The 7752-nt window shown below is 33.3% G+C and carries 7 protein-coding genes; 6 read left to right on the top strand and 1 reads right to left on the bottom strand.

From position 1 onward, the window contains the following. From LBH98_06730 to LBH98_06705, 6 genes are all read left to right on the top strand, one after another. Positions 1 to 810 (top strand): hypothetical protein (locus tag LBH98_06730; GenBank protein MDR0304443.1); only part of this gene is annotated, 810 nt, incomplete at its 5' end. Positions 811 to 822: 12 nt separating this feature from the next. Continuing rightward, entirely contained in the window at positions 823 to 1887 is a 1065-nt protein-coding gene (locus LBH98_06725) for a hypothetical protein (GenBank protein ID MDR0304442.1), read from the top strand. A 12-nt stretch (positions 1888 to 1899) separates the two neighbouring features. After that, the gene (locus LBH98_06720) at positions 1900 to 2517 is read left to right on the top strand and encodes a hypothetical protein (GenBank protein ID MDR0304441.1); all 618 of its coding nucleotides are present in this window, start codon (positions 1900 to 1902) and stop codon (positions 2515 to 2517) included. Between the two features lie 16 nt (positions 2518 to 2533). After that, positions 2534 to 5017: a hypothetical protein gene (locus tag LBH98_06715; protein MDR0304440.1), complete on the top strand. Its 2484-nt coding sequence runs from the start codon at positions 2534 to 2536 to the stop codon at positions 5015 to 5017. A gap of 11 nt (positions 5018 to 5028) precedes the next feature. Beyond that, positions 5029 to 5928, top strand: a complete 900-nt coding sequence (locus LBH98_06710; GenBank protein MDR0304439.1) for a hypothetical protein — start codon at positions 5029 to 5031, stop codon at positions 5926 to 5928. Between the two features lie 187 nt (positions 5929 to 6115). Continuing rightward, on the top strand, positions 6116 to 6637 hold the full coding sequence (locus LBH98_06705) for an adenine phosphoribosyltransferase (GenBank protein ID MDR0304438.1): 522 nt from the start codon (positions 6116 to 6118) through the stop codon (positions 6635 to 6637). A 603-nt stretch (positions 6638 to 7240) separates the two neighbouring features. Here LBH98_06705 and LBH98_06700 read toward each other — a convergent pair. Continuing rightward, positions 7241 to 7642 (bottom strand): hypothetical protein, encoded by a 402-nt coding sequence (locus LBH98_06700; protein ID MDR0304437.1) that lies wholly within the window; start codon positions 7640 to 7642, stop codon positions 7241 to 7243. Positions 7643 to 7752 lie beyond the last annotated feature (110 nt).

The following is a 7752-nucleotide window of genomic DNA, read 5'->3' as shown; positions in this document are numbered from 1 at the left end:
GTTGTGTCTAAGAATTCGAGGGTGAAGGTTGTTAATACGATTCTTTGGGATGAGAAGAGAGAGTTTGAGGGTGATGGGTTTGACGTTGAATATTCTTGTGTAAGAAACGGATTTGCAGGTGAGGGGAATATTGATGACGATCCGTTGTTTGTAGATGTCGATAAACCGAAAGGAAATGTAGATTGCTTCGGAACAGAAAATGACGGGTTGATGTTAAAAAAAGGTAGTCCTTGTATTGATAGAGGTACAGATATGAAAATAGAAACAGATATTGCTAAAACATCGCGTCCGCTCGGGAAAGAAGTTGATATGGGAGCATATGAAATTTCTGTTCCGCCTAATATACCGCAAGTCGGGTTTGGAATATTAAATTTGGATGGCGAATTTATTGTCGGTAACGGAATAGGAGAGATTGCCGTAAAAGTAGACTCAAAAAACGATTTATATAAATTGTTATACGGCAGAAGTGCCTTAACATTGCGGTTTTATCATCCCAAAAACAGTAACTCTGACGGCATTGACAGTGGAGATGTATATATCTTTTTTCAGAAAGATAATCAGATTGTTTCAGGACAAAGGTTAGTGGTCAGATTTTATCGCCAAGGTGTAGACGATAATAACTCTAATTATATTTATACAACTCGAAAATTTGTAAACGGTAAATTCATTGGGAAACCGATTTTTCTTGTTGCAGAAACCGATACGAACAAAATAAAAGCACTTGAAGACAATAATCGTTATCATATTTTACCGGTTGTTATCGGCGAAGTCAAATTAAAAGCTCAAATATACACTCAACAGTTTAAATAAGAGGAAAGCAAAATGAAAAATATGTTTTTGTTATTTTTTTTGGTTTTGTTTTTGGTTAGTTGTAGAAAAGATCCGACTCCGGAAAAATACGAGAAGGAGAGTGAACTTGAAATTCGTATGGGAGTAAACGGCAGTTCGAGTTTTAAGAACATAATGTTGGAAAATGCAAAAATTGTTGAAGAGGATACTTGTTATACAAAATACGGATACGGAGAAATTTCTTTCAATGCTAATGGGAAGATTCTTACTTACGCCATATTTTCCATTCCGGCTGATGAGCGAGATGTTGAAACTTACTTTAATTTTGAGGTAGAAGAGGAAAATGCAGACTTGCATTATCGTAATTATGTTGTTTGCGCGTATGATAAAGAGAGCTCAAAGAATGTAAAATTTTCCTTGTGCGACAATAATTTTATAAATGTCCCGACAAATATTAAAAATAAAAAGAATAAATATTTGATCAAGGTATCAGGGGAATTCGGAAAATACAAACAGGAAAATTTAATTGTTATTGGTTCGGATTTTGAGTATAATGGCGAAACAAGAGATATTAACGACTTGATTGACAATATAGAGAATGATGAAAAAATACTTGTAAAAGAAAATACCGCTTATATAGTGGCATACCCTTGGAGAAATATAAAAGTAAGAATTGAAGGTGGAGATACAGTCAGTAATGCGAGAATTGTAAAATGGGCTAACGACAGTATTTTTAATCAAGCGATTTGCAGATTGAAATTGACAACAGACACAATAAATTATGATTGTAAGATTATTTTGTCTGATGAAATAAATTCGGAATTTATTATTTATGACGAAGATGACAAAGAATATAAAAGGTTTTCGAGCGCAAGAGCGGCATATGCAAAAGTAGACCCAAATAATGATCTTTACAAAAGAAACTTTGCTTGTGCAGTGGCAATTTTACTCGGAATGTCACTGTTTGAAGACGACAGCGATAAAACATCCGGATATAATTTAATGTATGACGAACCTGCTGATTATGAGGAAAAGGCCAAAAGAACGCATTTGTCTTTTCGTCAATGGAATCAACTGCACATTAGAGAAAAGAATTGAGGCAGTAAAATTATGAAAAAGTTAATTTTATTATTTACCTTAATTCTTTTGTGTGGATGTTCTCAAGACCATATTTATTTCCCGGATGGTTTTGTAGAGACGGTAGTGTTTCATTCCGATATTATTGATGTGGAAAAGAAGAAAATTTATTCAAAAGAGCAATTGGTAGAATACATTGATACAGCTCCTTACCCAGAAATTTATTATGATGAAATGATTTATTGTTCAGAAAGTAATGTTCTTTATTATTACGGATTAATGGTTGCGGCACAAGGTTATGTAGATTATAATGATAAAGATGACTTTGAAATTGGTAAACGCAAACTTATTATTAATGTAAACCCTTTACAGCAAGAAAAATTTGTTTTGGATGAAAAAGATTATAAATCTGGAATGCCTATAATATTAAAATGGCGCGAATACAACAGTCACAAATCTGAAATGAATAGAAGAATAAGGTTTGTTTTTATTAGTGAACAGCCCGTAATCTTGGTGAAAGGAACCCCTGAATATTGGGCGGACTCGTCGTTTTTGTACAAAGGTGAATCTTATACGATTTTGCCTGTTTGTAGCGATTCTCAAACAAAAAATGTCGAATTAGATTTTACGTATACAATTAAAAAGATATAAACATTGAGGTGATTTTATGAAAAACAGATTGATTCTTTTTGTTTTATTTTTATTTAAAACGGCATTCTCACAGTCGATTTCGTTTTGGAACGACAGTACATTTTATAATACTGGCGACATTGTATTTTTCAAAAATGTTCGGTATATCGCTACAATGGACAGTATAAACAAATATTTGTACATAGGCTTATGCGATGAAGATAGTATTAGCGTTATACCGGGAGAAGACGATGGTTTTCATTGGCAACGTTTGGTTCCATTAAGAGTTCCGATCGGAACAAACAATTTGAGAATGCTTAACATCGGTCATCATAGAATGGATAATTTACTTACAGATTATGACGGATTTGTGATGGGTGTTATGGATATGTACGATTTTTTTGATAATATGGTTGCGGTAGGTGGATCAAAAGATATATTTAGTAAGTACGACAAAATACATGGATGTTGGAGTGGTTTTATGGTTGATAAATTAAAATGGGACGTTGTAAAAAGCGATATGAGAAAATGGATAGAAAACGGACAACCAGAAAATGATCGTGAAGTGTTATATTATAAATTGTGTTCAATAGTTAGCCGTGAATATAACAAATTCGAAAGAATGGGATTTAGTAAAAAAAGAGCATATGAACAAATAATTCACAATATTGGAGACGCAGGAGTTGCTTTTTCTCATGCCTTAGATGATTATACGGGAACTTCAGAAGATAAGGACGATAGAAGAGAAAGGGCTAATGAATATGCTGCAAAAAAAGCATTGAATGAAGATAATTGGGGCAGTATGTCCAATATTTATTTTACCGGCTCTATTTATGATGCTATAGCAGAATATGGTATAAGGACTTTAAAGGCATTAAAATGGGCTAAAGAAAATATTGGTAGAGACGGTAGTTGTAATACACGCGCCAGAAACTATGCTTGTTATATAAGATATAGCAGTAGATTTGATAAATTGGCAAAAGATGAAAATTACGGGGTAACAAAATTCTCAATAGCGGTCGGAAGGTTTATTTTGATTGACGCAATATTGGCAGAATTACCGTTAGAGCATCAGAAAATTAATGGGGAACCATTTATAAAACAAAGTAAATCGAAATATACTTTTACGGCTTATGCAAGAGATCCGGACGCTGTTTGGATTTTGCACAAAGATTCGACAAAAAATACAATAACTACAAATTCAAAATTACTTATAAATCTTCCCGAAAAGGGATATCAACTTTGGCACGATCTGTCTGCTCATGATATGTTTTATTACTGGGATATTACCGGTAACGGAACATATCATGATTATTACAGTAGAAATAATGGGGATATAACCTTTAATGTTGTTTCCGTTTCTGATTGGGATATTGTAGAAGCTGGCGGCGATGGAACTATTGACCTGCAAATTGAGGGCGGAGGTAAACTGACGGTGAACATAAAAGAAGGATGTTTTAACGTTTCAGTTAAAATTAAAGACGATGAAGGTGACTCTGCGTTAGTGACAAAACAGATTACTCTTCGCAATTCTATTCCAGTCGCAAAAGCAAACTTAAAAAAAGGGATGTCAGAAAAACCCTATGTTGCAAAAGTAATACATAAAAATACGTCCTTTAATGACGATCAATGGCATGAAAATAATGGGATTAGCGTATTGTCCGGATTTAGCGATTTGTCTTGTTATGAAAACTTATATATTGACTTCTTCAGCGAGTCGATTGATTCCGGAGGAACCGCTTCCGATATAATTATTGGAACTAAATTGAAATCAAATAATGATTTTAATTTATATATAAGAGGAGTAAATCAAGATACCACTATTAAAACAGAACAAAGGTTAATAATAAATAACACATTTTGGCTTGAGACCGCTGGAAACTACGAAGTAAAAGCAAAACTAAAGCAATACTTTGTCAGTTCGATTTGGGAAAACGATTCTTCTCCGAAAATTGATTCAATGCTGTGTAAAACTTTTGATTCTACTGGTAATTACCAAATTGAAGCGGAAATAATTAATAATGGCGGAAATACTTCTTTGAAAGAAATGTTAAATATTCCTGTTCTTGCTCCGCCGATAATAAAAACATCTGGAATTTCTATACTGCATAACATATCAAAAACTCCTGGTAACATTTACGAAGGAGACATTCCGGTTTTAAATGGCGGTGATAGTAGTGATATGGTTTTGGAATTATACGCGGAAGCATATGATCATAATAATAAGTCTAGTAAAAATTTGTTGTACGTTTGGGAAATTCGCAAAAAAGGTGAATCTTTCTCAGACAGTGCTTTTACAAATAGTGATTTAATAATAGATGTAGATGGAGAAGATGCCGAGAAAGTTTTTTCATGTACGGAACTTTTTGATTTGAATATAGGATTAAAAGATGGTGAAACCTATGAAGTATTTCTGATGGTTAAGGATTATTACGGAGGAATTATAGGTAAAAACTATGGATTTACTATAACAAAGGCCGGAGAATTTAAGTTTGATAATCCAAATTATTTAACGGAATAAACGGATAAATTGTGAAATTGAAAAATTCGGTTTTATTTATTTTTACAATAACGAGTATAAATTATTCCGCTTTAGACATAGCGTTTGTTTCTCCATACGTCAATAAAGGTTTTTCTTTCGGCGGGCGAATGCATTATAATCAATTATCGATTATACATTACTATAAGACGCAAGTGCAAAACAACAAATATCCCATGTATTCAAACACTATTTATTTGACGCCATACGATGGGTTTATGGAATTTTCCGACTACTATATAATAATTGGCAGTAAGAAAGAAAATTTTGAGTTATATACTATGGCATACACAGGCGCATTAATGCCATTGTTCGGTTTTTATCGACTTGTAGGTGAACTTGGTTTGAAAATTAACCATGTGGACAATGGAGAAAGTTCGTTGTTTAAAAATATAGCAATTTCGTCGTTCATTAAAACTTCAATTAGAAGATATCTTTACGAAGGAGATTTTGGCGGCTATCGCACAGCAGGCTATAAAACGAGCTATTTCTTGTGTAGCGGACCCAGTATAGGAACAAGAAAAAAATTAGATAATTTTTCTTATTTTGAAATATTTACAAATCCGCAATTTTCACTTACCTATTATGACGGACTTGGCGGTAAAATGTTTGATCCGGCAAATTTTGCGTACGGTTATGAAAAATATTCAGAATTTGGTTTGTTGATTTTGGATTTCTCCGTTCCGGTCGGCGTTGGTTTCAAATACAGATATTTTACCGTTAAAGTCGGCATGGCTGTTACAACGATTGTAGGCAATAAAACAAGGCACTTAAACAGAAACGAAACGCTCGTAGATAAAGTCGTTATTGATTCGCATAATTTTACATTATTTGCAGATGTCGGCATTCATTTCCGAAAATTCAAGCAATTGGAAAGAGAAATGAGTAATTGATAGTCAACGGTTTAAGAAAAGAGAAGTTTTTATGAAAAGTGTATTCAAGTCTTCGATTTATTAAGAGGTGTAATATGAAAAAAAAGAGGTTCTTTTTTTAAGGCGTTTCCCGTAAAACAGTATCTTTTACTTGAGCAAATATTATATTAATAACAAAGAAGTTAAAAAGTATGGAAGGAATTTTTTTATGAATCTTGATTCAGTAATTAGAAAAGTCCCGGATTTTCCAAAAAAAGGCGTACTGTTTTATGATATAACGTCGGTCTTTATGTGTCCGCAAGCCGTTGATTTCGTATCCGAAAAAATGTTAGAGGCATTCAAGAATACAAAAATCGACGCGGTTATTTCCGTGGAAAGCCGCGGATTCGTTATGGGTGCGATTTACGCTAAAGAAAAGAAGATTCCGCTTATTCTCGCCCGCAAAAAAGGAAAACTCCCCGGTAAAACCATAGAAGAATCGTACGATTTGGAATATGGACAAGCGACTTTGGAAATTCACAAGACGGATATTGAGGTCGGCAAAAATTATTTGATAATTGACGATTTAATCGCAACCGGCGGAACAATTGAAGCGGTCGCAAAAATGGTTGAAAAAAGCGGTTCGCAGGTTGCAGGAGTATTTTCAATTATCTCGCTTCCGTTTTTGGGTTTTGAAAAAAAAATTGGAAAATATAAGACGGTTGTTTTACACGAATATCACGAAGAATAATTTTTGATGACTATATACAATTTTACACAAAGCCATTTTTCAATATTCACAAATTCGCCAATCTTCTTTGTTCTCCAATATCTTTAATAGCCTCTAAACAATCTTGACGACATAACCTCAAACAATCCTCACATTGAAGGCAACTCCACGCTGAAGACGTGGAATATTCGAGGGCTCAACAGCCGACACTCCAAATCTTCAACTCTTGACCTCTAATTCCCGAATACCCTATTCCTAATTTCTCAAATTTATTATATTTAAAAATACCAATGCAAATTTTGAACTTACATTTCTTAATATCTTTGACTATTTACAAATTCAATAATTTTCTTTGTTCTTCAATATCTTTAATTGCCTCTAAACAATCTTTTCTACATAAGCGCAAACAATCTTCACAATAAGTTCCCGTCCATACAGAAGTTGCATTTGATACATACTTCTTCGTTTCACCACAATATCCACAAATTTCCATTTTAATTCTTTCTTTTAATTTAAATGAGGGCTACTTGTAGTCTAATCCAATCTGACTTACTATTTTCAATTATACCAAAATATTAATTCTAAACTTGAACTTATTTATTTTAAAATTCAATCTAACTATAACTAAACTCTTTCAGGTTTATCCCATACATCTAATTCACTATTCCAATGTAAATACCTACCATTAGGATAATTGACGTTTATCTCTTTAGGGGCTCTAAATATTGTCGGACGGCCTTCATTAGTCAAATCATTACCTATACCTCCACAAGCCCAAACATATTCCAAATTATTAGCGTGTGGGTAAAATACCCAATATTCTCCTAAAGGCCACGGACACGTAGGAGGAATTGAATTGTCAGGGTTGTTAGTTGCTGTTAAAAGTACTTGTTTGGAACCATATTCATTGATTTTTGTTTGGTATTCTGGTAATAATGTTATGTCATTACCAACGTTAAACCAAGCCTTAAATTGTCCATCAACAAGCGTGTAGTCGTTATATTTATGAATTAAAACTTGGTTCAATCCTAGTTAAGGATAAAAAAATACCATGTTTTTATATAAAATACTATATTGCATTCACAGAGTGTACACATCTATAAAATCAAGATAATTTTAACGGATTTTCTCTTATT

Source organism: Chitinispirillales bacterium (genome assembly GCA_031254455.1).
GTDB lineage: Bacteria > Fibrobacterota > Chitinivibrionia > Chitinivibrionales > Chitinivibrionaceae > WRFX01.
This window is presented reverse-complemented; position numbering and strand designations above follow the sequence as displayed.